This is a genomic window from Feifania hominis (assembly GCF_014384765.1).
In the GTDB taxonomy this organism is placed as follows: domain Bacteria; phylum Bacillota; class Clostridia; order Oscillospirales; family Feifaniaceae; genus Feifania; species Feifania hominis.
Map to the genome: position 1 here is coordinate 63,359 of NZ_JACRSP010000004.1, position 24,078 is coordinate 87,436.

20 protein-coding genes and 1 tRNA gene are annotated in these 24,078 nt (G+C 59.2%); 10 read left to right on the forward strand and 11 right to left on the reverse strand.

Annotated features, from left to right (window positions below; all coding sequences use genetic code 11):
• Window positions 1–7: 7 nt before the first annotated feature.
• The 6 genes from H8695_RS09380 to H8695_RS09405 form a co-directional block, all read right to left on the reverse strand.
• Window positions 8–1,039 carry an ABC transporter permease gene (locus tag H8695_RS09380; protein ID WP_249300935.1) on the reverse strand — a complete coding sequence of 344 codons (1,032 nt, stop codon included), beginning with the start codon at window positions 1,037–1,039 and terminating at the stop codon, window positions 8–10.
• Window positions 1,029–2,057 carry an ABC transporter permease gene (locus H8695_RS09385; RefSeq protein WP_249300937.1) on the reverse strand — a complete coding sequence of 343 codons (1,029 nt, stop codon included), beginning with the start codon at window positions 2,055–2,057 and terminating at the stop codon, window positions 1,029–1,031. Before H8695_RS09385 ends, H8695_RS09380 begins: the two co-directional genes overlap by 11 nt.
• On the reverse strand, window positions 2,054–3,541 hold the full coding sequence (locus H8695_RS09390) for a sugar ABC transporter ATP-binding protein (protein WP_249300939.1): 1,488 nt from the start codon (window positions 3,539–3,541) through the stop codon (window positions 2,054–2,056). The genes H8695_RS09385 and H8695_RS09390 overlap by 4 nt, the downstream gene beginning before the upstream one ends.
• A 128-nt stretch (window positions 3,542–3,669) precedes the next feature.
• A complete protein-coding gene (locus tag H8695_RS09395; RefSeq protein WP_249300941.1) occupies window positions 3,670–4,710 on the reverse strand; it encodes an autoinducer 2 ABC transporter substrate-binding protein in 1,041 nt (346 codons plus the stop codon).
• 566 nt (window positions 4,711–5,276) lie between these two features.
• Window positions 5,277–5,352 (reverse strand) — tRNA-Val (locus tag H8695_RS09400).
• Window positions 5,353–5,423: 71 nt separating this feature from the next.
• On the reverse strand, window positions 5,424–6,338 hold the full coding sequence (locus tag H8695_RS09405; protein ID WP_249300943.1) for a magnesium transporter CorA family protein: 915 nt from the start codon (window positions 6,336–6,338) through the stop codon (window positions 5,424–5,426).
• Between the two features lie 147 nt (window positions 6,339–6,485).
• Here H8695_RS09405 and H8695_RS09410 point away from each other — a divergent pair, with 147 nt between their 5' ends.
• Entirely contained in the window at window positions 6,486–7,019 is a 534-nt protein-coding gene (locus H8695_RS09410) for a DDE-type integrase/transposase/recombinase (protein WP_249300945.1), read from the forward strand.
• Between the two features lie 134 nt (window positions 7,020–7,153).
• On the opposite strand, the gene H8695_RS09415 is transcribed toward H8695_RS09410, so the two are convergent.
• The 4 genes from H8695_RS09415 to H8695_RS09430 form a co-directional block, all read right to left on the reverse strand.
• The gene (locus tag H8695_RS09415; RefSeq protein ID WP_249300947.1) at window positions 7,154–8,602 is read right to left on the reverse strand and encodes a rhamnulokinase; all 1,449 of its coding nucleotides are present in this window, start codon (window positions 8,600–8,602) and stop codon (window positions 7,154–7,156) included.
• A 26-nt stretch (window positions 8,603–8,628) separates the two neighbouring features.
• On the reverse strand, window positions 8,629–9,405 hold the full coding sequence (locus H8695_RS09420; RefSeq protein ID WP_249300949.1) for a DeoR/GlpR family DNA-binding transcription regulator: 777 nt from the start codon (window positions 9,403–9,405) through the stop codon (window positions 8,629–8,631).
• A 71-nt stretch (window positions 9,406–9,476) separates the two neighbouring features.
• On the reverse strand, window positions 9,477–10,112 hold the full coding sequence (locus H8695_RS09425; RefSeq protein ID WP_249300951.1) for a class II aldolase/adducin family protein: 636 nt from the start codon (window positions 10,110–10,112) through the stop codon (window positions 9,477–9,479).
• A 26-nt stretch (window positions 10,113–10,138) separates the two neighbouring features.
• Window positions 10,139–11,071, reverse strand: a complete 933-nt coding sequence (locus tag H8695_RS09430) for a 1-phosphofructokinase family hexose kinase (protein ID WP_249300953.1) — start codon at window positions 11,069–11,071, stop codon at window positions 10,139–10,141.
• 247 nt (window positions 11,072–11,318) lie between these two features.
• Here H8695_RS09430 and H8695_RS09435 point away from each other — a divergent pair, with 247 nt between their 5' ends.
• From H8695_RS09435 to H8695_RS09460, 6 genes are all read left to right on the forward strand, one after another.
• On the forward strand, window positions 11,319–12,488 hold the full coding sequence (locus tag H8695_RS09435) for an iron-containing alcohol dehydrogenase (protein ID WP_249300955.1): 1,170 nt from the start codon (window positions 11,319–11,321) through the stop codon (window positions 12,486–12,488).
• 12 nt (window positions 12,489–12,500) lie between these two features.
• Window positions 12,501–13,622 (forward strand): Gfo/Idh/MocA family protein, encoded by a 1,122-nt coding sequence (locus H8695_RS09440; protein WP_249300957.1) that lies wholly within the window; start codon window positions 12,501–12,503, stop codon window positions 13,620–13,622.
• Between the two features lie 15 nt (window positions 13,623–13,637).
• On the forward strand, window positions 13,638–15,116 hold the full coding sequence (locus H8695_RS09445) for a sugar ABC transporter ATP-binding protein (protein WP_249300959.1): 1,479 nt from the start codon (window positions 13,638–13,640) through the stop codon (window positions 15,114–15,116).
• 18 nt (window positions 15,117–15,134) lie between these two features.
• Window positions 15,135–16,124, forward strand: a complete 990-nt coding sequence (locus H8695_RS09450) for an ABC transporter permease (RefSeq protein ID WP_249300961.1) — start codon at window positions 15,135–15,137, stop codon at window positions 16,122–16,124.
• 52 nt (window positions 16,125–16,176) lie between these two features.
• The gene (locus H8695_RS09455; protein ID WP_249300963.1) at window positions 16,177–17,256 is read left to right on the forward strand and encodes a sugar ABC transporter substrate-binding protein; all 1,080 of its coding nucleotides are present in this window, start codon (window positions 16,177–16,179) and stop codon (window positions 17,254–17,256) included.
• Window positions 17,257–17,317: 61 nt separating this feature from the next.
• On the forward strand, window positions 17,318–18,214 hold the full coding sequence (locus tag H8695_RS09460; protein ID WP_249300965.1) for a sugar phosphate isomerase/epimerase family protein: 897 nt from the start codon (window positions 17,318–17,320) through the stop codon (window positions 18,212–18,214).
• Between the two features lie 73 nt (window positions 18,215–18,287).
• Here the strand turns inward: H8695_RS09460 and H8695_RS09465 are convergent, their stop codons facing one another.
• Complete coding sequence (locus H8695_RS09465) at window positions 18,288–19,526, reverse strand: MFS transporter (protein ID WP_249300967.1); 1,239 nt, start codon at window positions 19,524–19,526, stop codon at window positions 18,288–18,290.
• 491 nt (window positions 19,527–20,017) lie between these two features.
• Here H8695_RS09465 and H8695_RS09470 point away from each other — a divergent pair, with 491 nt between their 5' ends.
• From H8695_RS09470 to H8695_RS09480, 3 genes are all read left to right on the forward strand, one after another.
• Entirely contained in the window at window positions 20,018–20,962 is a 945-nt protein-coding gene (locus H8695_RS09470; RefSeq protein ID WP_249300969.1) for a zinc dependent phospholipase C family protein, read from the forward strand.
• A 182-nt stretch (window positions 20,963–21,144) separates the two neighbouring features.
• The gene (locus H8695_RS09475; protein WP_249300970.1) at window positions 21,145–23,100 is read left to right on the forward strand and encodes a LysM peptidoglycan-binding domain-containing M23 family metallopeptidase; all 1,956 of its coding nucleotides are present in this window, start codon (window positions 21,145–21,147) and stop codon (window positions 23,098–23,100) included.
• A gap of 246 nt (window positions 23,101–23,346) precedes the next feature.
• Window positions 23,347–24,045 (forward strand): response regulator, encoded by a 699-nt coding sequence (locus H8695_RS09480; RefSeq protein ID WP_249300972.1) that lies wholly within the window; start codon window positions 23,347–23,349, stop codon window positions 24,043–24,045.
• The last annotated feature ends 33 nt before the right edge of the window (window positions 24,046–24,078 follow it).

Consider the following 24,078-nt stretch of genomic DNA (forward strand, 5'->3'; position numbering starts at 1 on the left):
AGCCACCTCAGGACTTTTGGCCGACGCGCGCCTTTGCGACTGCCTGAATGCTCTTTCTGCGCCGCAGCTCCTGGCTGATGAAGTTGAAGCTCAAAACGGCGATGAGGAGAATGCCCCATGCGAATTCCTTGAAATAGCCGCCCAGGCGCAGCATGGTGAAGCCGCTTGAGAGAAATTGCAGCGAGAGCATGGACAGGGCCATGCAGGCCATGCGGACGTAGCCGCCGTTCGGGCTGGTCGCCCCGAGAACCGAGCAGAGGATGGCCTGACCGACGTAGCTCTCGGCGTAGTCCGCCTTGGCTGCGTTTGTGTGCGCGAGAATCTCAATGGCGCACAGAGCGGAAATCAACCCGCTGTAAACATAGGCGCGAATGCGGATTTTGTTGATGTTGATGCCGGTGTAGTGGCTGGCCTTAAGATTCGAGCCGACAAATTTCAGCTTGAAGCCAAACGAGGTGCGGTTGATGAGAACCGCCGTCAGCGCAAACACGGCGATCAGCAGCCACAGGGCGTAGGGGATGCCGAGCAGGGTGTGATTGCCGAAGTAGACCAGCTCGTCGGGCACGCCCGCCATGGCCTTGCCCTGTGTGATGATGATGGCAATGCCCGTGAAGATCGCGGTGGTGGACATGGTCACGAGCATGGCGGGGACGTTGAAGTAGGTGACCACAAAGCCGTTGATCCACCCGCAGACGAGACCCACGGCAATGGCGGCAAGACAGCCCAGGAAGATGTAGCCCCAGGCCGCGCCGCCGGTCAGATTCTTTTCAACGGCCTGGTGCATGACCATCATACCCGTGATGCAGCAGAGGTTGCCGGTGGCGACAATCGAGAGATTGAACTGCCCGGTGATGAGAACGACCATGAAGGCGAGCGAATACAGCCCAAGCTCGGGCAGCTGGTAGCCCATGGAGACGAAATTGGCCGTTTTCAAAAACAGATTGGGGCGCATCGCCGTCATCGCGGCAAAGATGATGATGGTGACAATCAGCATGCGGACAAAGTCTCTGTCTGCCTTGAAATGCAGCTTATGCTTCATGTGGTACAGCCTCCTTTTTGAGAGAGTGCCTGCGGCGCTCGCGGTTCGACATCTGAATGACAAGGCCCACGAACATCAGCACACCGGATGCCAGCTGGATGTAGAAGGAGGGCACTCCGATCAGAATCATGTTTCCCGAGATATACTCCAGCAGCAGAACGCCGAGCAGCGTGCCGAGCACGCTGCCGCGGGCCTTTGCCGAGTTTGCCGTTCCCAGGATCACCGCCGCGATGGAGGTCAGCTCCTGCCCGACAAGATCGGAGGGGACCGGGTAGCTGCAGCGCGCCACCACGTCGTGGAGCACGCCGCCGAGCCCGCAGAGAATGCCGGCGATCACAAAGACCAGCAGCCGCACGCGGGCAACCCGGATGCCGGCGCGGGAAGCGGCGGCAGGGTCGGCGCCGACCGCATAGACCTGCCGGCCGAAGTTGGTGTAAGTCATGACAACGTGCATGATCACATACAGCGCCACAACAAAGATCAGCGTGATGTGCAGCTGGGATTCCACGCCGCTGCCGTAGGCGGCTGTGTGCAGGTAGGTCGTGCTCAGCTTGGAGATGCTCGCCGGCAGCGTGTAGATGAACTTGGTGCTGATAAAGGCCAGCATGGCGCCCTTGAGAATCATCTGTGTGCCGAGCGTCGCGATATAGGGCTGCAGCTCCAGCTTGGCAATCAGCGCCCAGTTGAACATCTCCAGCGACACGCAGATCACAATGGCGCCGAGGAAGATGAAGACCGCCGGCAGATTCCAGCCGTTGAGCGTGCACAGCAGCATCATGATGTAGGAGCCGAACGCGCCCACCATGGCGTAGGACATATCGAACGCCCCCGAGCAGATGACGACCATGATCGCCAGCGCAAAAATGGCGTCGACCGAGGCGGTGCGCACCAGTGCGTAGAAGTTTGCAAGCGTCAGAATGTCGGGGTTCAGAATCGAGAAAAACAGCGTGGTGACGACAAGCAGCGCCAGAAGCTTGCTCTCATTGGCGCCTCTGATCTTTTTCCATAGCCGGTTCATGCCAGTCCCTCCTCATCTGCCGCAAGGCTCGCTTCCAGATACTCGAGCGTGGTGTCGCCAATATCGGTCTGATAGGCGATTCTGCCGTTTCGCATGACAAGCACGCGATTGCAAAGCTGCATGATCTCGTAGATGTCGTCCGAGATGACGACGACGCCGATTCCCTGTTCGCGGGCAAGGCCGCGCACGATCTCGTGGATGTCGCTTTTGGCGCCGACGTCGACGCCGACGGTGGGACAGTTGAGAATCAGAATTTTCGGGTTGGAGGCCAGCCACTTGATCAAAACGATCTTCTGCTGGTTGCCGCCGGAGAGGGACTTGACCGGGTTGCCGGGACGCATTCCGCTCACCGTCATGGAGGAGAGACCCTTTTTCACCTGGGCGGAAAGCGCCTTTCGGTTGAGCAGTCCGAGCCGGTTGGCAAACGAGCCGATCACGCGCGAGACCGAGTTGTCCGCAATGCTCTGCTCCAGGTGGAGCCCCTCTGAGAGGCGGTCTTCCGGCACATAGGCGATCTCGTGTTTCAGAGCGTCTTCGACTCTTTTGAAGATGCCGACGTCGGTGCCGTTGATGAGAACGGTGCCGCTGTCGGCGGGCCTGAGCCCGAACAGAGACTCTGCAAGCTCGCTGCGCCCGCAGCCGAGAAGCCCGGTGATGCCGACAATTTCACCGGGCAGAAGCGAGAAGTTGATGTCCTCAAACGCGCCGCCGAGCGTGTAGTTTTTTACCTCGATCAGCGGCGTCTGCGAGGTGGCGCTGAAGTCGTAGACGGCACTGCTGAACTGTTTGCCGGTCATGTAGTAGATGACCTCTTCCTTGCTGAGCTTTTTGTCGGTGGTCTTGCCGTCGTAGACGTTTTTGCCGTTGCGCATGATGGTGATGCTGTCGCAGATCTCCAGCACCTCCTCGAGTTTGTGGCTGACAAACACAACGGCCACGCCCTGCGCCTTGAGCTGTTTGACGATTTCAAAGAGCGACTCAACCTCTTTGGTCGTGAGAGCCGTCGTCGGCTCGTCCATGACGAGCAGATTGCAGTCCTGCGCGAGAGCGCGGCAGATGGCGACCATCTGCTTCTGCGCGACGTTCAGACCGGACACATACTCGTCGGGGTCCATGGTGATGTGGATTCGCTCGAGCACCTCGAGCGCTCTGCGGCGGATTGCCCTGCGGTCGATGAGCACTTTTTTGGACGCGACCGTGGAGTACATCATGATGTTCTCCGCGATGGTCATGTTGTCAAAGAGCGAAAAGTCCTGATAAATGACCTGAATGCCCTCGGCGATCGAGCCGGCAGGGGTGATGTGGCGGTACTCTTTTCCGTTGATGCTGAGTGTGCCCTCGTCGAATGGATACACGCCGGAGATGACCTTGATCATGGTGGATTTCCCGCAGCCGTTTTCGCCGACCAGGCAGCGAACCTCCCCCTCGTCGATGGAAAAGTTCATTCCGTCCATCGCAACGACGCCGAAGAAGGACTTATACATGTTTTTGATCGTTACAATATTCTTCAAATCATCCACCGTCCCTGAAAGATTTCTCAGAGAAAAGCGGGGAATGCGACAAAGCGCATTCCCCGCCTGTCACTCTGTTGCCGGGTTGTGCCGGAGTGAAGCTAGAAGTTGTAGTCGTCCATGTTCTCCAGCGTGCAGTCGAACCAGGCGGAGCCGTAGAGAATGTTGCCCTTCAGCGTGCAATCCTCAAAGCCGGGAACGCCCAGATCGACGCCGTCGGCAATCTCGGCGCCCTCTTTGACCATGACGCCCAGCGCACACATGGCTTCGCCGGCGATCGCGGGATCCCAGGCGGTGAACACCTTGATGGTTCCGTTCTCGAGATACTGCTTGCACACGGAGAGCAGGCAGGTTCCGGTGACGGCGATCTTGCCGGCCTTTCCAGCCTCCTCGACGGCCATCGCGATGCCGGGAGGATCAACCATGTCGCAGCCGATGAAGCCCTTGACCTCGGGATAGGCGGCGATGACCTCCTTGGCGATGACATACGACCCCTCGCCTGAGCCGCCGCCCGCGGCGGACTCGACGGGATCACAGACCTGGTACATGTTCGGATAGGCCTCCTCCTGGCGCTTGACGGCGCCGGCGACCCACTGCTGGTGGGAGGTCATGGTGAAGGAGCCCATCATCAGGCAGTAGCCGCCCTCTTCGCCCATCTGCTCGGCGAGAAGATCCATCATGTGAGCGCCGTACTCCTCGTTGACGAAGGCCTCGATGTCATAGTCGACATTTTTCATGTTTTCGGCCTCGTGGGAGATGACCACGATGCCCGCTTCACGGGCCTTGGCCAGCGTGGTCTCACAGGCGTCCGGATCGGAGGGGATTACGTTGATGATGTCGACGCCGGAGGAGATGCAGTCCTCGATGGTGGCAATCTGAACGGCGGTGTCGTCGTTGCCGGCGGGACCGGCCTGATACACCTCATGCCCGGTCGCATCCATAAACTTTTTGTTGCCGACCTGCATGCGGTCCCACCACTCAATGCCGATGCACTTCGGCGTGTTGGCGATGACATATTTGGAGGTTGTGGTGCCGGATCCGGGTCCGTCGTCAGGGTTGACAGGTTCCTTGTCGCCTCCGCAGGCAGCGAGCAGGCCGACAAGCATTACAATTGCCAGAAGCAGCGCTATTTTTCTCTTCATCTTTTCCCAAGCCTCCTGAATCAAATTTGTACGGAAGTGCTTTCCGTTGGTAATGATTATGATTGCTGCCGGATATTGATGCAAACGGGCTTTCTTATTGTTTTCGCCCGGTTACAAGTGCCTTTTGAGGAAAAATTTATATAGTAATGACAATTTTTGATTGCTACATCTGGACAATTTAACGAAAGAGATCGCGCTGGGAAACAGATATCCCAGCCAGGCTTTGTACGATCTATCAAAAAAACCACGACCTTTTTGGAGAAAATGTAAATTCAATAAATTTACTTTTTCAGAAATATTTGGTTTAAATTGCCGATAAAAGAAAGTAAAAGAAAGGAAAAGGACTAAAATGGGAGAGATAAAACAGAGCACTCGCTTTTCAAAGCGGCCGAATCCTCCTCATTCGTTTTCCGAAAGAAACCAAAGCACAAAAAAAGAAACAGACCCTGCAGTGCAGAGTCTGTCAGAGCTGTGCCGTTGAAATGTCAAAAGCTCCCTGGTCGTCCGGCCGGAGCCGGACGCGAAAAAAAGCCCGTCTCATTTGAAAAAATGAGACGGGCTTTTTCTGGTGGACAATACAGGACTCGAACCTGTGACCACCCGCACGTCAAGCGGGTGCTCTACCAGCTGAGCTAATTGTCCGTAACATGGAGTGCTTGTCTATTATACAAAAACGCCGGTTAAATTGCAAGGCCTTTTTGAAAAAAGTTTCCTCAAAACCATCGGTGTTTTTTAAAGTAAAAGACCAGCCCGCCGATGATGGCAAGGCTTACTGCAATGAACACAGGGTAGGCGTAGCGGTAGCTGTACTCAGGCATCTGAAAGTTCATGCCATACCAGCCAACGAGCAGTGTCAATGGCAGAAAAATCGCAGTGATGACTGTGAATAATTTCATAATGGCATTGAGACTCAGGTCGGCCTGTGCCTGATAGGCTTCACGCAGTTGGGTGATGTAGTCGCGCAGATTGAGTACACTGTGGTAGAGCCGGTCAGTTTTACCGGCGAGAAGATGGAAGCGTTGAAGCGACCGCTCGGTAAACAGGTCGTTTTCGTTGGCCTCAATGCCGGCGAACAGGTCGAGAAGTTGTTCAAAATAACGTTTGAGTGCGAGCTGCTTCTGGCGAAGTACGGCAATGGCATTCAAATAACTTTTCCGCTCGCGACCGCTTGTTACAGTTTCCTCGAGAGCAGCGATGCCCTCCTCAATGTGGCTGAGATAGTCGTAATGCACCTCGGCCTGTGTTTCAAAGTAATCGCACAGTAGTTTGGAAAAGCTGATGTCCGGTTCGCCATCAGTGGCAATCCGATCAATAATCTGGGTAATCTGCTGAGTATTCTGCACAACAAAGAGGAGTGTTCGTTCGCTGAGAAAAATGCGCAGCAGACTGTCCTGAGTCTGTGTGCTGTTGTGAAAGCGGGGCACGAAGAGGATGTCAAGATGCTCGTGACTCTCGAGCCCCGCCGTACGCACATGCATCGCATGCTCAACAGAACTCTCAGACAGCTCAAAGAAAGGGCAGCTATCATGGGCCTGTGCCGGCGTGAGAACGCCGATGAGACCGCTGCGGGGAAGAGGATCGTCAACTGACAGCCGCAGTATTTTGCCATTGGAGAGATGGTAGTACATAGAAAACCTCCCGTGGAAAGATCACCGACAGTATATCACCGCAGGACGACACATACAAGCACCCCGGGACTTTGTCCCGGGGTGCTTGTATAGGAGTACAATATATATTGGACAGTTGAATAAAATCGGCCCAAACCCTACGAGCAGATGACCTATCCCGGTCAGAGAGTCCAAGTGGATGTGAAAGTCGTCCCCCTGCGCTGCATTGCAGACCCTGAGCTGCGGCTTTACCAGTACACTGCCATTGATGAGTTCACCCGCCTGCGCTTTCTGGCTGCTTACCCGGAGCAGTCCACCTACTCCTCTGCTGATTTCCTCAGAAAGCTGTTCAAGTGGTACGCCCGCAGGGGCATCCGGGGAGAATGCGTTCAGGCCGACAATGGCTTTGAGTTCACCAACCGTTTTTCCAACAGCAAACGGGATCTGTCTACTCTCTTTGAAACCGCAGCCATGCAGTTGGGCATCCGGCACAAGCTCATCCGCCCCTACATGCCCCGCCACAACGGCAAAGCAGAGCGCAGCCACAGGGAGGGCCAGAAGCGTTTTTATTCCTGCCGCAACTTCTATTCCCTCAACAACTTTGCCAAACAGCTCCCTGTTCACAACCGACGTTCCAACAACCTTCCCATGAGGCCGCTTAACTGGCTTTCTCCTATTGAGTTCACTGTCCAATATGTTTGAAATCCTACATTTTTGAAAAAAGTTACTCAAACCGTACGGCAGCTCTGCCGGTGGAGCTGCCGTACCCGGCTGCCGCCTGCGCTGCGGCAAACGGGCAGGACGGGGCCCGGGATATGGCCCCGAGCCCCGCATCCCTATTTCAGATGAAAGTGTTCGCAGTAGCACCTGTACACCGCGTCCCACTCGCCGCGGCGGGGCGCGAAGGTCTGTATGGGGAAGGATGCGCGTATGAGTGCGCGCCCGGCCTCCACGCTTTCCAGCTCGCCCGCCGCCATCAGCTGAACCAGAAGATTCCCGACGGCAGACGCGTCGGCCGGTCCGGCGTGGACGCTGCGGCCGCAGGCGTCTGCTGTGAGCTGACAGAGAAAAGAGTCCTTTGAACCGCCGCCGACAATGTGTATTTCCCGAAGCGGCCGTCCGCAGAGCTCCTCGAGAACTTCGATGCTGTAGCGGTATTTGAGCGCGAGGCTCTCACAGATGCAGCGCACGAACTGTCCCGGCCGCTCGGGCGGCACGGCCCCCCGGCCTCTGCTGCGGATTTTGCGGCGCACATCACCCGGAGAGAAGAAGCACTCGTCGTCCACATCAATGAGAAAGGAAAACGGGGGTTCGGCTGCTCCAAGCTCTGCGAGCCCGCCGAAGGAGAGAGTGACTCCCTCGCCGGCGTATTCGGCGCGCAGCTCCTGCAGAAGCCAGCTGCCCATGACGTTTCGCAGCAGCCGATGGTGACCGGGCAGCCCGCCCTCGTTTGCGACGTTGTGGGCAAAGCCGTACTCCGTGATGACCGGGGCCGGCGTCTCGGTTCCGACAAGGGACCAGGTGCCGCTGCTGATGATGGCGGCATCGCCGGTAAGCGGCGCCGCGAGAAAGGCGCTTGCCGTGTCGTGCTCGCAGACCGTCACCACGGGAATTGCGGGAAGCCCCGTCTCGGGTCGGATGACGCCGCGCGGCGAGCCGGGGTGACAGACGGGCGGCAGAAGCTCCGCCGGGATGCCGAAGGCCTTGAGCAGCTCCGCGTGCCAGGTATCGGCCGCGAAGTCAAAGAGCTGCGTCACGGAGCTGATGGTGTACTCGCCCGATACGTCTCCCGTGAGCAGAGCGCACAGCAGATCGGGCAGCAGAAGAAGAGTTGCGCCGCTGTCGAGCGAACGGTCGTTTTCCTCGCGCATGGCGGCGAGCTGCATGGCGGTGTTGAAGAGGGCCACCTGGTTGCCGGAGAGCGTATAGAGCCGCCGCGGCGGGCACTTTTGAAAGATGGCCTCCCGCGCGCGGGCCGTGCGGTCGTCACGGTAACAGCGCATGGGAGTGAGAAGAGCCCCATCCCGGCCGATCAGACAGAAATCGTTTGAGAAGGAGTCTATGCCAAGTGACGCGATCGGGCCGCCGGCTTCGGCGCAGGCGATGCGGATGCCCTCGCATAGATTGCGGTGGATTGCAAAAAAGTCCCAGTAGAGATGACGCGCCAGCGCGACCGGGCCGTTTTCAAAGCGGTGGACCTCGCGCAGCCGGAGCCGGCCGCCGTCCACCCCGCCCAGAAACAGCTTGCCGCTGCTGGCGCCGAGATCAAAAGCCAGATAATTCATCTGTTCCTCCCAATGGGGAGACGCTGTTACACGACCTTGACTTCCGCGCCGAGCGCGGCGACGAAATCGAGACTGCGCTGATCCACCCGCTGGTCGGTGATGACCGTGTCGCCGTGAGACAGGCGGGTCAGAAAGACCTGCCCGGCGGAGGTGAACTTGGTGTAATCCACCAAAAAATAGCTCTTGCGGCAGTGGTCGAGCATCAGCCGCTTGGTGTCCACTTCCTGCATGCTGGCGTCGGTGACAAGACCGTCCTCACGGATGCCCGCGCAGCTCAGAAACGCCTTGTTCGGGTAATAGGCCTCCGCGTTTTTGAGCGTGGTGTTTCCGTAAAAGGATAGATTGCTCTCTTTGAAAGAGCCGCCGAAGCAGATGAAATGGATGTTGGGATTTTGGAGAGCCGCGGCCTCGAGCAGCAGCTTCAGGGAATTTGTCACCACCGTGATGTGCAGCTCGCGTGGGATATAGCGCACAAGGTACATGGTGGTGGAGCTGTTGTCCACAAAGATGGTGTCGCCCTCCTCGATGAGAGCGGCGGCATACTTGCAGATCTCATTTTTCTCGCTGTAGCGCTGGATGCCGCGAATCGCCACGGGGTATTCGTTCTGCTCGTCGCGCCGTTCGCGGTTGTAGACCGCGCCGCCGTGCGTGCGGGTGAGAATCCCGTCCTGCTCAAGCTCGCGCAGGTCGCGCCGGACCGTCTCGCGTGAGATGCCGAAGGCGCCCGCGAGGGTGTTGACGTCGACCTCTCCGTCGCGTTCAAGTAGATTGATGATTTCTTCTTTGCGTTCAATGTTGTACATGGCGACCGTCTTCCCAAAAGTTTTCTTTTATCGTATCAAATTTCATCTGCCGAGTCAAATTATGGTAATTTTTAGCCAAGAACGGAGTCGGGCGGCACCTGCGCGACGATGTCGTGGGCAATGCCGCAGAACGCGTCGCACTCGATGCGCTCGAGCATGCTGTACGCAAGCCACAGATCGGGTCCCGAAACGACAACCCCATGCAGCGGCAGTATGACGCCGATGGGCTTGCGCTCGGCGAGCTCGCGGTGCTCTTCAAAGTAGCGGTAGACGTTTTCGGCGAGCTGGGGCGTGTAGGCTTTGGTGTAGGGGATGCAGCCCACGCTGCCGCGCCCCATGGTGGCCTCGGTCACATTGGGTATGGGGCGCGCCTGGCTGACATAGGGCATGCACCAGAAGGGGTGGGCGTGAATGGTAGCGCCGATGTTTTTGAAATTTTTGAGAATGTCGACGTGCATCTCGCCCTCGCGCGAGAGCTTGGCGGTGCCCTCGAGGATGTTCTGCTCATAGTCGATCAGAAGCAGATCGGAGGGCTGCATCTCGCAGTGCAGCCGCTCGCTCATGAGGCTCGGTGTGATGAGGATGCGGTTTTCGTCGACGCGCACGGCAAAGTTGCCTCCTGCGGCGTTGGTCAGCCGCCGGTCCCACATCTGCTTTGCGATGCGGCACATCTCCACGCGCATTTCGTAATAGGAAAGATTGCTCATGGTAAAGACTCCTTTTTCATTATGATTCAGGCCAGCCGCTCCACACGGCACAGAGGCAGAAGACGCTCGGCGTAGCCGCGGTCAAATCCGACCGAGAGGGGGCTCGCGGCGGTGGCGGATGAGACGGCCGTTGCAAAAGCGAGCGCCTGGGCGCTTGTCAGCCGGCTCTCGAGGCCATAGAGAAGACCGCTGAGAAAGCAGTCCCCGCAGCCGACGGTGTTGCAGACTTCGACCTCGGGCGGATGGGCCCGAAAGACGCCCTCGGGCGTCTTGACAATGGCGCCGCGGGCCCCGAGGGAGACGGCCACCACCTCGATGCGGTAAGGCGCGAGATCCTCGATGGCGCTCAGCACGTCGCCGTCCGACTCGAGTGACCGGCCGCAGAGGGCGCTGAGCTCATCAAGATTCGGCTTGATGAGGTAGGGAGACTCCCGCAGCCCCTCGCGCAGCGTCTCGCCGCTTGCGTCGAGGAAGACCCGCAGCCGGCGCCCGCGAAGCTCCCGGCAGATCCGGTTATAAATGGTGGGGTCGGGAAAATTGGAGGCGTCACCCGAGAGCACGAGGCTGTCGCCGTCAGCAACGGCATTGCGAAGCTCGCTGACAAGAGCCGCGATCTCACTGTCCGTGGGTGTGACACCCCGTTCGGCTATGGTGGTGCAGGTGTGATCGTCTTCGATCAGCAGGGTGTTTGTGCGGCTCTCGCGGTCAGGGGAGTAGACAAAGCGCGTCTCAACGCCGCAGGCCTCGAGCTCGCGCAGAATATACTGCCCGGTCTCACCATAGGCAAGGCCGAATGCGCGCGACGGAATTCCCAGAATCGCGAGATTCATTGACACATGCGTTCCTTTGCCGCCCACGGTTTTGACGCCGCTGCGCGTTCGGTTGGTGATGTTTTTCTGTACCCTGTTTAAATAGAGAATACGGTCGACCGCAGGATTGAGCGTTACTGTGTTAATCATGATCCTGTTCTCCTAACCCTGTCTGGAATGCCCGAAACGGTCAAATTCAAATTACCGTTTATGACTGAATTATAGCATAAGGCCGAAAAAGTGGCAATTATGCGATATTACAAAAATAAACGGTCATATTTGTGCATCTTTTTGTGGGAAACGGGCTTGTTTCTGCGCTCATTTTTTGCTATTATGAGCACAAACAGATCAATGCGGACGCATTCGGTCAAACTGAGGCGACGATGGAGGAATGGATATGAATGATTTTACCTTTCAGTGCTCAACCAAGATTGTTTTTGGCCGCGGCGCCGAGCGCTGCGTCGGGGAGGAGACTGCCCGATTCTCAAAAAACATCCTGCTGCACTATGGCGGCGGGAGCATCAAGAGAAGCGGTCTCTACGACCGTGTCATGGCTTCGCTTGCCGGGCAGGGCATCCATGTGACCGAGCTCGGCGGAGTTGAACCGAATCCGAGGCTCGACCTGGTGTACCGGGGCATCGAGCTCTGCCGGGAGAAAAACATCGACTTTATACTTGCCGTCGGCGGCGGCTCGGTCATCGACTCGGCCAAGGCCATCGCGCTGGGCGTGAAATATCCGGGCGACGTGTGGGAGCTCTTTGCCGAGACGGGAACGGTCGGCGAGGTGCTGCCGACGGGCAACATTCTCACCATACCCGCCTCGGGCACCGAGGCGGGCAACGGCACGGTGGTCAAAAACATGGCGCTCGGGCTCAAGCGCAACGTAAACGACCAGAAACTGCGCCCGCAGTTTACGATTCTGAATCCCGAGCTCACCCTGTCGCTCTCGCCGCTTCAGACGGCGTGCGGAGTGTCTGATATGCTCTCTCATGTGCTGGAGCGCTACTTTGCGCCGGAGAAGAATGTGGAGTACACCGACCGCCTGTGTGAGGCCACGATGAAGACCATCATCCACAACGGCCTGCGCGCCGTGCGAGACCCCGGCGACTGCAATGCCCGGGCCGAGCTCATGTGGTGCGGGACCGTTGCGCACAACGACTTTCTGCAGACCGGCCGTACGCCCGATTTCGCCTCGCACAAGATTGACCATGAGGTCAACGCCGTCTGCGACTGCACGCACGGCGCGAGCATCGCTGTGCTCTTTCTGGCCTGGTGCCGCTATGTCTATACGAAACACATCGACAAGTTTGCGCAGTTTGCAGTGCGGGTGTTCGATGCAGAAATGAACTTTGAGAATCCCGCGGAGACCGCCCGCGAGGGAATTGCCCGCCTGGAGCGCTTCTACCATGACCTCGGCCTGTCCACCCGGCTGCGCGACCTGGGCGTTGAGAAGAGCGACTTTGCCACCATCGCCAAAAACTGCAAGACCTTTGCCGGCGACAAGGTGGGGAATCTGGAGAAGATCTCCCGCGACGACATGCTCGACATATTGGAAATTGCCTACTAGGAGGGACGCACGATGGAAAAGAAAATCAATGTGGGCGTCGCAGGTCTCGGCTTCGGCGGCGAGTTTATTCCGATTTACCAGAGTCACCCGCTCTGCGGCGAAGTCGCGATCTGCACGCGCAACCCGAAGACGCTCAGAGAGATCGGAGACAAATTTTCCATCCCCGAGCGGCTGCGCTATACCGACTATGATGAGATGGTGAAAAACACGGAGCTTGACGCCATTCACATCGTCACCCCGATTCTGGAGCACCACCGCCAGACTCTTGCAGCGCTTGAGGCGGGCAAGCATACGGCCTGTACCGTGCCCATGGCGACCTCGCTTTCGGAGCTTGAGGACATCGTCCGCGCAAAAAAGCGCGCGGGCAAGGTCTACATGATGATGGAGACCGCACTCTACACCCGCGAGTTTCTCTATGTGCAGGACAAGGTTCGCAGGGGCGAGTTCGGCCGGCTTCAGTTTCTGCGCGGCGGCCATATGCAGAATATGGCCCTCGAGGGCTGGGGCGACTACTGGCGGGGCTTTCCGCCGTTCTACTACGGAACCCATGCGCTCTCGCCGCTGCTGACTCTGCTCGGCACACGGGCGAAGTCGGTCAGCTGTCATGGCTCGGGCCGCCTGTCGGCCGACAAGGCCGAAAAATACGGCTCGCCCTTTGCCGTGGAAACCGCAACCTTTGTCATGGAGAACACCGACGTTGTGGTCGAGGCCACGCGCTGCCTCTTCGAGACGGTGCGCCAGGTGGTGGAGTCCTTTGACGTCTACGGCGACCGGATGAGCTTTGAGTGGGAGCAGATTCTCGACGACGGCCATGTGATCTTTGAGAACATCGACGACGCGCATAAAATCCACATGCCGGAGACCGACCATCTGCTGCCCGAACCCATCCGCAAATACGCAAGGCGCGTCAACATCAGCGACCCGACGCAGCCGTCGTTCATCCAGGGCGCGGGGCACGGCGGCTCCCACCCGTTTGTGGTCGACGAGTTTTTAAACGCCATCCGCGAGGACCGCGATTCGGCCATCGACGCCGTACAGGCGGCGCAGATCACGGGCGCGGGCATCTGCGCGCATCTGTCGGCAATGCGTGGGGGCGAGGTCATAGAGATCCCCGATTTTTCAAAAGTTGTCTAAAGCAAGGAGAGTGTCATGTCACTGTTAACTCTGAACCGGATGAAGAAGTCGTTTTTCGGTGTCGAGGTGCTGCACAGTGTGGACTTCACGCTGGAGGCAGGCGAGGTGCACGCTCTCATCGGGGAAAACGGAGCGGGCAAGAGTACGCTGATGAAGCTGCTCATGGGAGAATACCGGCCCGACGGCGGCGAGATCGTACTCGACGGCACGCCGGTGAAAATCGGCTCGCCCGCCGAGGCTCTGCGCCACGGCATCGCCAAAGTTCACCAGGAACTCAGCCCCATTCTGGATATGAGCGTTGCGGACAATCTCTTTCTCGGCCGCGAGTCAAAGCGCTTCGGCCTTGTGCGCGAGGGCGATCAGCTTCGCCGGGCGCGCGAGCTCTTTGAGAAGCTGGGCCTCACGCTCGACCCGCGCCGTCTCATGCGCGAGCTCTCCGTGGCCGAGACGCAGATGGTCGAGATCGCAAAGGCCGTCTCCTACGACTCGCGTGTTCTGATTCTCGATGAGCCGACCTCAGCCATCACCCATGTGGAGGTCGAAAAGCTCTTTTCCATGATCCGCCTGCTGAAGAGCCGGGGCGTCGGCATCATCTACATCTCGCACAAGCTCGAGGAGCTCTATGAGATATCAGACCGCATCACGGTGCTGCGCGACGGGAGCCATGTGCTCACCGACGACACAAAAAGCCTGCCGAAGCCGAAGCTCATCAACGCCATGGTCGGCCGGGAGCTCACCGAGCTCTACCCGCGCACAAAAAATGAGGTGGGGACACCTCTGCTCGAGGTAAGGGAACTCACCCGCGCGGGTGAGTTCCGGAATGTGAGCTTCACACTGCGCCGCGGCGAAATCGTGGGTCTTGCCGGCCTGATGGGCTCCGGGCGCACGGAGATCTGTATGGCGCTCTTCGGCGCGGCCCGCCCCGACGCGGGCGAGATTCTGCTCGACGGCAGGCCGGTGCGTTTGCGCCGCCCGGCCGACGCGATTTCAAAGGGAATTGCGCTGATCTCGGAGGACCGAAAGCGCGAGGGGCTCAATCTGCAGGGCTCGGTGGCCGACAACATTCTCGGCGTGGTGCAGCGCCGGTATGCCCGGGCGGGCTTTCTCGACGGACGGCGCTCACGCGGCGCCGTGCAGCAGATGGTGGAGGAGTTCCGCATCAAGGTGCACGAGGTGGGCCAGAGCGTTTCAAACCTCTCCGGCGGCAACCAGCAGAAAGTTGTGGTCGCCAAGTGGAAGCTCACCCAGCCGGATATTCTGATTTTTGACGAGCCGACCCGCGGCGTCGACGTCGGGGCAAAGGCCGAAATCTACCGCATCATAAACGGCTTTGCGCAGCAGGGGAAAGCCGTGCTGATGGTATCCTCCGAGATGCCTGAGATCATCGGTATGTGCGACCGGGTGCTTGTGCTGCACGCGGGCCGCCTCACGGGCGAGCTGACGGGAGAGCGCATCACCCAGCAGGAAATTATGAAACTGGCCAGCGGCCTTTGAATTTGGGAGTAGACAATGATGAACGCTTTGAAGACAGACCTTTCCCCGGCGGCGCCCTCAAAGAGGGGCGGCCGGCTCAAAAACATTCTGGTGCGGTGTGCGCTGCCGCTTGTCATCGTGGTCATGGCGCTGGTCTTCACCGCCATAGAGCCGCGCTTTCTGAGTATGCAGAATATGATGAACATCATGCGCCAGATCTCATTCAACGGCATTCTGGTCGTGGGCATGGTCATGGTCATCATCGCCGGCGGCACAAACCTCTCGGTGGGCTCGACCGCAGCGCTGAGCTGTGTGCTGAGCTTCATGATGGTGCGCGCGGGTGTGCCGCTGCCGCTGGTGGTGCTCGCGGCAATGGGCGTGGGCGCGCTGTGCGGGCTCGTCTGCGGCCTGTTCGTCGCCTATGGCAAAGTGCCGGCTTTCATTTTGACCCTCGGCGTCGGCATCTCGGTGCGGGGCATTGCGATGCTGCTGTGCGGCGGACGCCAGATTTCGGGCACCTATCCGGCGGCGTTTGCGAACATCGCAAGCGGCCAGCTTCTGGGGCTGCCGAATCTGTTCTGGATTCTGATGATTGTGGTGGCGTTCGGCGTTGTGCTCATGCGCTGCACCGTCTTTGGCAAGTGGGTCTATGCTGCCGGCGGAAATGCGGATGCAACGCGTCTCGCAGGCGTCAACGTGGCCTTTGTCAAGTGCATGACCTTCGTTATCAGCGGGGCGCTTGCAGGGCTTGTGGGGCTGCTTCTCTCCTCGCGCACCTGCCTCGGCGACCCGACTGTGGCCGAGGGCTTTGACCTGACGGCGGTCGCCACGGCAGTCATCGGCGGCGCGAGCATGTCGGGCGGCGTCGGCGGGGTGTTCGGGGGCTTTCTCGGCGCCATTATCATGGGCACAATGTCAAACGGCTTTGCCTTTCTGGGCATCCCGCCGCTCTACCAGGACGTCATGGAGGGCGTCATTGTAGTGGCGGCCGTGTTCTGGGACACGAAGTCCAAGAATTTCAAGCGTTAAAAAGGGGAGCTACGCCCCTTTATATTGAAGAGGATAAGGAGAATGAATGACTATGAAGAGTGCGAAAAGAGTCCTTGCGGTGCTGCTGAGCATCGCCATGCTTTCGATGATGCTGCTGAGCGTCACCGGCTGCAAGCCCGCCGAGAGCGATCCCGGCACCGCTGATCCGGGCACGTCCGACCCGGGCACGACCGACCCGGGAACAGCCGACCCCGGCGCAGAGCAGAAGAAACTGAAAATCGTCTTCACCATCACCCACCAGAACAACGAGTTCACCGTCGGCATGGGCGAGGAGTTCCTGGCCGAAGGCGCCCGCCGCGGCCATGACGTGTCGCTGGTCAACGCCAATCTCGACTCGGCGCTTCAGGTCAGCCAGATGGAGACGGCCGTCACCCAGGGCGCCGACGCCATCGCCGTGTTCTCGGTCAATGTCAGCTCTCTCGGCGCGGGCCTTCAGGCGGCGAAGAACGCGGGCGTACCGGTGTTCACCATCCACTCGGGTGTCGACGACGAGAGCCTGCGCGTGGCCCACATCGGCAGCAATCTGGTTGAGGGCGGCAAGATGAAGACCGAGCAGATGATCCGGGATCTGCAGGAGAAGTACCCCGACGCCACCGACATTGAAATCGGCTCCATGCTCGGCGGAATCGGCGCTCAGACCCAGATTGACATCACCGAGGGCGAGTGCCAGGCGCTCGGCTACACCTATTCGGCAACGCCGAAGTATCCGATTGCGACCTCGGCCGACGAGCGCATCAAAATCGTCGTGCAGGACACCGGAAGCTGGCAGGGACCGGCCGCCGCCGACCTTGCGGAGGTCTGGCTTGACAGCTACCCGGGAATCAAGGCCATCAACTGCAACAATGACGGCATGGCCCTCGGCATCTGGCCCATTCTTCAGGCGAAAAACCGCACCGACGTTCTGCTCTACGGCCACGACGGCACGCCGACCACTCTGCAGGCGATCAAGGACGGCAAGATGGCCGGTACGGCCAAGGTCGACATTGAGGGCATGATCAAGGCGCTCTACGACTCCATCGAGGCAAACGCCGCCGGTGAAAACGTTGAGTCGGTGCAGTATATCCTGCCCGATCTCGTCACACCCGAGAATGTGGACGAATATCTGAAATAAGACAATCCGGGCCGCCTGGAAAGGGCGGCCCGGCATACAGAGGTGCGTTATGACAGAGGCAATGACCAAATACCTGCGCATGGGAACGGTGCACTTTATGTCCTATCCCGATGTGCTCGCGGACGAGAGCAGAATCGTGCCGACCGTCAGGCGGCTGCTCGCAGATCCGTACTTTTCCGTGCTCGAGATCGCCCACATCAGGGACCCGGAAATCCGGCGCGAGGTGAGGGCGCTCTTCGAGCACTCGGACTGCGGCTTCGTCTTTGCCGCACAGCCCGAGCAGCTCGGTCAGAAGATCAATTTAAACTCCCTCGACGGGAGCGAACGCCGCCGCGCGGTTGAAACCCTCAAGGCCCGCATCGACGAGGCCTATGAGATGGGCGCCGAGGGCTTCGGCTTTATCTCGGGCGGCTTTGACCCGGCGCACCGCGACGAGCAGCTTGCGCTCTTCACGGAGTCCTGCCGCGAGCTGTGCGACTACGCAGCGGGGCTCGGCGACCTCTTTCTTGAGGTGGAGCAGTTCGATTTCGACTTTCACAACCGGCTTCTCATCGGCCCGGCGGAGCTGACGGCGCGTCTTGCCGAAAATATGACGGACCGGGACAACTTCGGCGTCCTTGTGGATTTGAGCCATCTGCCGCTCGTGCACGAGACGCCGCGCGAGTGCCTTCGCCATCTGGGAGGCCACATCACCCACGCCCACATTGGAAATGCCGTCTGCCGAAGGGCGGACGACTATCTCTACGGCGATTTCCACCCGCGCTTCAGCGTGCCGCACAGCGCGGTGGGCCCCGAGCAGGTCGCGGAGTTTCTGCGCGAGCTCTTTGCCGTGGGATTTCTCGGCGGAGACAGGCGTCCGGTCGTGAGCTTTGAAATCAAAGCCTGGCAGGGCGACGATCCCGAGGCGGTGCTCGCCGAGTGCAAGCGTGTGATGGATCTCGCCTGGGCGCTTGCCTGATCACTCACATTTTCCTCCGGACAGACGGGAGCCCGCGCCGACCGGCGCGGACTCCCGCTGTCTTTTTTTGTTGTCACTGCGTCTCTTTTGGAATCCGGCACAGAAGCGCGAATCCCGCGGCGAAGAGCGCCACAAGCGCGAGAATACCGTAGCGGGAGGAGCCGGTCAGAATGCCGATGAAGCCGACGAGCGCCGGGCCCATGAAGTCGGCAAATTTGCCGAAAATGTCGAAGAAGCCGAAGTACTCGTTGGATTCCTCCTTGGGAACCATCTTGCCGAAAGTGGAGCGCGACAGGGACTGAATGCCGCCCTGGGCCATGCCGACGACGACGGCCATCAGCCAGAACTCCCACGCCTTGTCGAGTTGAAAGGCGAACAGACACACGCCCATGTAGATGGCGATGAAGATGCGAATCAGCCGCAGCGGCCCGATTTTTGAGGCGTACCGGCCGGTGAGAATTGCAAAGGGAAAGGCGACGAACTGGGTCAGCAGCAGCGCGAGAATCAGACTGGAGTCGGCAATACCGACCTCGGAGCCGTAGGCGGTGGCCATGCTGATGACGGTGTAGACGCCGTCGATGTAGAGAAAGTAGGCGAGAATGTAGTAGAGCATCGGCTTGTTTCGGGTGATGGCCCGAAGCGTCCTACCGAGCCGGCGGAAGACGTCGCCGACGCTGAGTCTGCCCCTCTCCAAATAGTGGGTCTGGCGCACATTTTTGAGCAGCGGCAGCGACAGAAGCCCCCACCAGAGGGCTGTGATGACAAGCGAAATCTGCGTGGCGGCGGTGGTGGTCAGACCGAACGGCGTTGTCAGAATGAGCAGGATGCAGCCGATGAAAGGAATGCAGCTGCCGACGTAGCCCCAGGCGTACCCGTGAGCCGAGACCTGGTCCATGCGCTCGTCGCTCGTCACATCGGTGAGCATGGAGTCGTAGAATACATTGGCCGCCGCATAGCCGAGCCGCGCGATGACGAAGACGGCCAGAAAGCTGCCCCAGGTGCCGACGAGCCCGAGCGATACCGCGCCGAGAAGTCCCAGCACGAGCGCCAGGGAGAACAGGCGCTTTTTCATGCCCTGATAGTCGGCCACGGCGCCGAGAATCGGGGAGAGCAGAGCCAGAATGAGCGTCGCCGCCGAGGTTGCGAAGCCGAAGTAGGCGGTGGACTCGTGATCGGCAATGCCTGCGGCCTCGGTCAGGCTGCGAAAATAGATGGGGATGACGGCCGTGACGATGAGAATAAAGGCCGAGTTTGCAACGTCGTAGAGGATCCAGCTTCGCTCCACTTTGGAGAATTTACCGCTGCGCGGCATGGCAGACACTCCTTTGGGCGGACCGTTGGTCCGTAATAAGCGCACATGCTGCCCAATATTATATCGGAACTTGTGTGAAATGGAAAGATTCGGGTGTAAAAAATGTGTAATTTCAACAAAAAAACGGTGAAGGCGGCCACGGGGCTGAAAAGCCGTGGTATAATAGCCATAAAGCGGCTATTATATGGAATTCAGGCCATGCTCTCGCCCCTTGCGGGGCAGTCCCTGCGGGACGGCTGAAAAATATGGCCACATTGTACCATGATCGCTTTGCGCTTATGATACAATAGCCATAAAGCGGCTATTCTATTGAACCCGGGCTTGTGCTCCCGTTCCCTGCGGGACGGCTGATAACATGGCCGTTTTTTGCCATGACTGCTTCACGGCCTGGTGATTGGGCCGATCATACCCGTGCAGCGCGGGCTCTGCGCGCATGGTCACTTCGGCGCTTCGGGCGCGGCCCGGCGCAGCCGAGAGGAGGAAACCGTCCCGTGCCGTCCAACATCACACACTATCTGTTCGCCGAAGAGGTTCGGCCTCTGCTCGGCGAGAGCTGGAAAAATACGCTTGAGAAGAATCCGTGCGTCTATTCGCTCGGCGCGCAGGGACCGGATTTTTTGAGCTACCACCGCTTTCTGCCCTGGCAGGGGAAGAGCCCTCTGCACGAGGTGGACGAGCGGATTCACCGGGGCGCCAACAGCGCCTTTTTCGAGGGGATGCTGGCCTGCGGCAGTGAAGAGGGCGAACGCGCTCTGCTCGGCGCGTACCTTGCGGGCTTTCTATGCCACTATGCGCTCGATATGACGGCGCACCCGTTTATCTTCTCGATGCAGAGCATCATCCTGCGCGGGGAGAAGCTGCCGCCGGAGTATGCGACGGCGGTGCACCGCCGCGTGGAGACTGCGCTTGATCTGATCACGCTGCGCCGCTCGCGCGGCGAGCTGCCCGGAAAGCTCAAAATGGCCGCGACCATCGCGCTGGATGCCGGGGAGCGCGAAGTGCTTGCGCAGGCTGTGGCGCACGGCGTCGCCTGCCTGACCGGCGAGCGCTATCCGCAGGCGCTCTTCGACGAGGCCATGCGGGATATGAAGAGGGCCTTTGCCCTGTTTGGGGATCCGACAGGGCTGATTCGGCACGCCGCGCGGTTCATTGAAAAGAGACGGGGCATGCCGCCCGAGCTCTCGGCGATGTTCCCCACCGATGTGGAGAGCGACGAATTCGACTACGCAAACGCCCTTGCGGAGCAGTGGGAGGACGCCTTTGACGGCGGCAGTCTTCACAGCGAGACTTTTTTTGAGCTCTACGATGCGGCAAAGCAGAGAGCCGCACAGATGATCGATGGCCTCGGCGCGGTGCTTGCGGGCGAGGAAAAATTTTCAAATCTGACGGGTGACGTAAGCCTGTCAACCGGCCGTCCGCCGCGCGATTCGGAATAATTTTATTCGGCCGCACACATGCTAAAAGCGGCCGAAAGAGGGCCGCGGTTTGACAGACAGAGGGATTTTATAGTAAAATACAACTTGCTTACTTGTAGAGATTGGCTCCCGCCACAGGGAGAAAACCATAGGGCGCCGTGAGACTGGCGCCGCGACCACCCTTTTACAAAGGAGATGTTTGCATGGCTCAAAAGAGGGCTGGCACGAAGAAAAAGCCCGCCGATGCAAGGCAGGCCAGGCCAACGGAAGCCAAAGACGGCAATAAGCCGCTTTCCTATTATTTCGCCGCAGTGCTTCGCACGGCGCTCCGGGTAATTTACCGCACCGGTATGTGGGAGCGAAAGACCCTGAGGCGAATCGCCAGGAAGACAAAGCGCCTGTGGAATCGTGTAAAATACCAGATTCTCGTGCTGCTCGGGCGCAAGCCGAAGATCGAGACCTATCAGGCAAAGCGTCGCATACCGACCCTGTTTGAAGAGGAAAAGCAGCCGGCGCTCGAAAACCGCGCGAGCAAAACCGAGTACGCCCACGTCTACGAAAAGGCCGCCGACAGGGCGGCGGAGAAGACGGTACAGGCTCCCGTCGCGGCTGCCGCGACGCAGGTACAAGCCGCACCGCAAGTAGCCGCACCGCAGGTGCAGGCTGAAGCGCAGACGCAGGCTGCGCCGCAGGCGCCCGCCGAACCGCGCGTACCGGTTTATCAGCGCCTGTTCATTGCCTTTCTCTCTCTGATTTCGGGCTATCCGAAAGAGGAGATCACTCTGCCGCTCTCCGCATCCATGCGCAAAAAGTGCCTGCATGCGACGGTGGCGCGAAGCCTCTCCTATGTGGCGCCGGTCATGGCGCTCGCTGCGCTGACTGTGCTCATCATCTCCGCGAAAGACTATACGCTCGGCGTCAAGGTTGCCATCGACGGGGAGAATGTCGCGGTTCTTCAGAGCGAGGAGCAGTACGATGAGATTCTGCTCAATGTGGAGCGGTATGTCGCCAACATCACCGGTGAATATCATCACATCGACGCTGAGCCGACTTTTCAGACCACGCTGGTCAACAAAAATCTCCTGGAGGACCACGCCGCGCTCGAGGACAAGATGATTGAGAAAGCTGGAGACGTCATCACGGAGTCCTATGGGCTCTACCTCGACGGCGAGCTCATTGCGGTCAACAGCGATGGAGCGGCCATGCAGGACGTGCTTGACGGCATTCTCGACTCCTATCGCAGCGGCGCCGAGGGCGAGCGCGTCGAATTCATTCAGAATCTGCGCATCGAGCGCGACCTGCTGCCGAAGAAACAGGAAAAATCCCTCTTTGAAATTACTCAGATGCTCACCGCGACTTCGGTCGGTGAGGTCACCTATACGGTCCAGAAAAACGATACGCTCTCCAAAATCGCCTCCAAGTGCGATATGAAGCTCACGGAGCTGACCAACCTCAACGAGGGCGTCGATCCCATGAAGCTCAAAGTCGGCATGAAACTCACAGTGGCAAAGCCGGTGCCGGCAATTTCAGTCAAGGTGGTCAAGAACGTCACCTATGAGGAGAGCATCCCCTACGAGGTCGTCTCGTCGACCACGGGAGACCTCTATAAGAATCAGGTCAAAGTGACAACCAAAGGCGTCAACGGCGTCGCGCAGGTGGAGGCTGAGGTCTGCCTGGTGGACAACGAGGAAGTGAGCAGACTCGAGCTCTCGCGCACCGTAGTCTCCGAACCTGTGACACAGGTTGAGCTTCGCGGAACCAAGGCGCTGCCCGCCAAGGCGCCCACCGGCACATTCCGCCGCCCGCTCTCGGGCACGATCACGTCGCGCTTCGGCGTCAAGCGGGGCAAGAGTTACCACACCGGTCTTGACATCGCCGCCAAGCGCGGCACGGTCATCGTCGCCGCTGACGGCGGCACCGTGACCTTTGCCGGCTGGAGCGGCAACTACGGCAAGCTGGTCAAGATCGACCACGGAAACGGACTTGTGACCTATTACGCCCACTGCGACACGTTGCTCGTCTCAAAGGGCGACAAGGTCGCCAAGGGCGAGTCCATCGCCAAGGTCGGTTCAACCGGAAACAGCACCGGCCCGCATCTGCATTTGGAGGTGCGCAAAAATGGCAAGCCGGTCAATCCCACAAATTACGTCAATTACTAAGACAGATCAGGAGGGCGTCGCGCTGCGGCGCCCTCTTTTCCGCAGAACATACCAGTTGAGAAAGAGCGGCCGACTGTTGTATAATAACTGCATATGCGGCCATTCTATGGGGCGCCCGCCCCTTGCGGAGTATGCCCCTTGCGGAGCAAGTTCCTGCGTGACGGCGGGAGATATGGCCCCATGTATCATGACCGCTTAGCGTTTGTGGTACAATAGACTGAGAAACACCAGTGAGGAGTGACACCAGTGGAGCAGGTCATTTTGATGATAGAAGATGAGAAGACCATCGCAGATATCGTGGAATTCAACCTCCGGCGGGAGGGGTTTTCAACCGTGACGGCCTATGACGGCGCCGAGGGGTTGGAGCGGGCGCGAAAGGGCCGGTTTTCCCTGATTCTGCTCGACGTCATGCTGCCGGGCCTGGACGGGTGGGAGGTTCTCAAAGCGCTGCGACGCGATGGAGATACGACTCCCATTCTGATGCTGACCGCCCGCGAGGAGGAGATTGACAAAATCCGCGGGCTCGAGCTCGGCGCCGACGACTACATCACCAAGCCCTTTTCCATGAAAGAGCTGCTCGCGCGCATCCGTGCGAACATCCGCCGGGTGGCCTATGAGAGCCTCGAGCGCAGCGAACAGACGACCGAGGTGACGGCGCGCGAGCTGACAATCAACCTCGAGCGCGTCGAGGCGCGAAAAAACGGGACACTTGTGGAGCTGTCAAACCGGGAGTTTTCGCTTCTGAGCTTTTTCGCCACACACCCGGGCAAGGTCTTCTCCCGCGAGGAGCTGCTGTCAAACGTGTGGGGCTACGAGGGCTATCTGGGCGATCTGCGCGCGGTGGACGTCATGATCCGCCGGCTGCGCGAGAAGATCGAAGAGGACCCGGCCGAGCCGCAGTTTATCATGACCAAGAGGGGCGCCGGCTACTACTTTGAGATGTGAGTGAAACCGATCCGCCGCGGATGGGAGGAGTTC

Excerpts from the sequence above, each read along its gene's own strand:
- H8695_RS09450 (WP_249300961.1), top strand. The coding sequence starts at position 15,135 with ATGAACGCTTTGAAGACAGACCTTTCCCCGGCGGCGCCCTCAAAGAGG.
- H8695_RS09460 (WP_249300965.1), top strand. The coding sequence starts at position 17,318 with ATGACCAAATACCTGCGCATGGGAACGGTGCACTTTATGTCCTATCCC.
- H8695_RS09465 (WP_249300967.1), bottom strand. The coding sequence starts at position 19,526 with ATGCCGCGCAGCGGTAAATTCTCCAAAGTGGAGCGAAGCTGGATCCTC.
- H8695_RS09395 (WP_249300941.1), bottom strand. The coding sequence starts at position 4,710 with ATGAAGAGAAAAATAGCGCTGCTTCTGGCAATTGTAATGCTTGTCGGC.
- H8695_RS09405 (WP_249300943.1), bottom strand. The coding sequence starts at position 6,338 with ATGTACTACCATCTCTCCAATGGCAAAATACTGCGGCTGTCAGTTGAC.
- H8695_RS09385 (WP_249300937.1), bottom strand. The coding sequence starts at position 2,057 with ATGAACCGGCTATGGAAAAAGATCAGAGGCGCCAATGAGAGCAAGCTT.
- H8695_RS09420 (WP_249300949.1), bottom strand. The coding sequence starts at position 9,405 with ATGTACAACATTGAACGCAAAGAAGAAATCATCAATCTACTTGAACGC.
- H8695_RS09390 (WP_249300939.1), bottom strand. The coding sequence starts at position 3,541 with ATGTATAAGTCCTTCTTCGGCGTCGTTGCGATGGACGGAATGAACTTT.
- H8695_RS09425 (WP_249300951.1), bottom strand. The coding sequence starts at position 10,112 with ATGAGCAATCTTTCCTATTACGAAATGCGCGTGGAGATGTGCCGCATC.
- H8695_RS09430 (WP_249300953.1), bottom strand. The coding sequence starts at position 11,071 with ATGATTAACACAGTAACGCTCAATCCTGCGGTCGACCGTATTCTCTAT.
- H8695_RS09380 (WP_249300935.1), bottom strand. The coding sequence starts at position 1,039 with ATGAAGCATAAGCTGCATTTCAAGGCAGACAGAGACTTTGTCCGCATG.
- H8695_RS09440 (WP_249300957.1), top strand. The coding sequence starts at position 12,501 with ATGGAAAAGAAAATCAATGTGGGCGTCGCAGGTCTCGGCTTCGGCGGC.
- H8695_RS09475 (WP_249300970.1), top strand. The coding sequence starts at position 21,145 with ATGGCTCAAAAGAGGGCTGGCACGAAGAAAAAGCCCGCCGATGCAAGG.
- H8695_RS09410 (WP_249300945.1), top strand. The coding sequence starts at position 6,486 with ATGACCTATCCCGGTCAGAGAGTCCAAGTGGATGTGAAAGTCGTCCCC.
- H8695_RS09455 (WP_249300963.1), top strand. The coding sequence starts at position 16,177 with ATGAAGAGTGCGAAAAGAGTCCTTGCGGTGCTGCTGAGCATCGCCATG.
- H8695_RS09435 (WP_249300955.1), top strand. The coding sequence starts at position 11,319 with ATGAATGATTTTACCTTTCAGTGCTCAACCAAGATTGTTTTTGGCCGC.
- H8695_RS09445 (WP_249300959.1), top strand. The coding sequence starts at position 13,638 with ATGTCACTGTTAACTCTGAACCGGATGAAGAAGTCGTTTTTCGGTGTC.
- H8695_RS09415 (WP_249300947.1), bottom strand. The coding sequence starts at position 8,602 with ATGAATTATCTGGCTTTTGATCTCGGCGCCAGCAGCGGCAAGCTGTTT.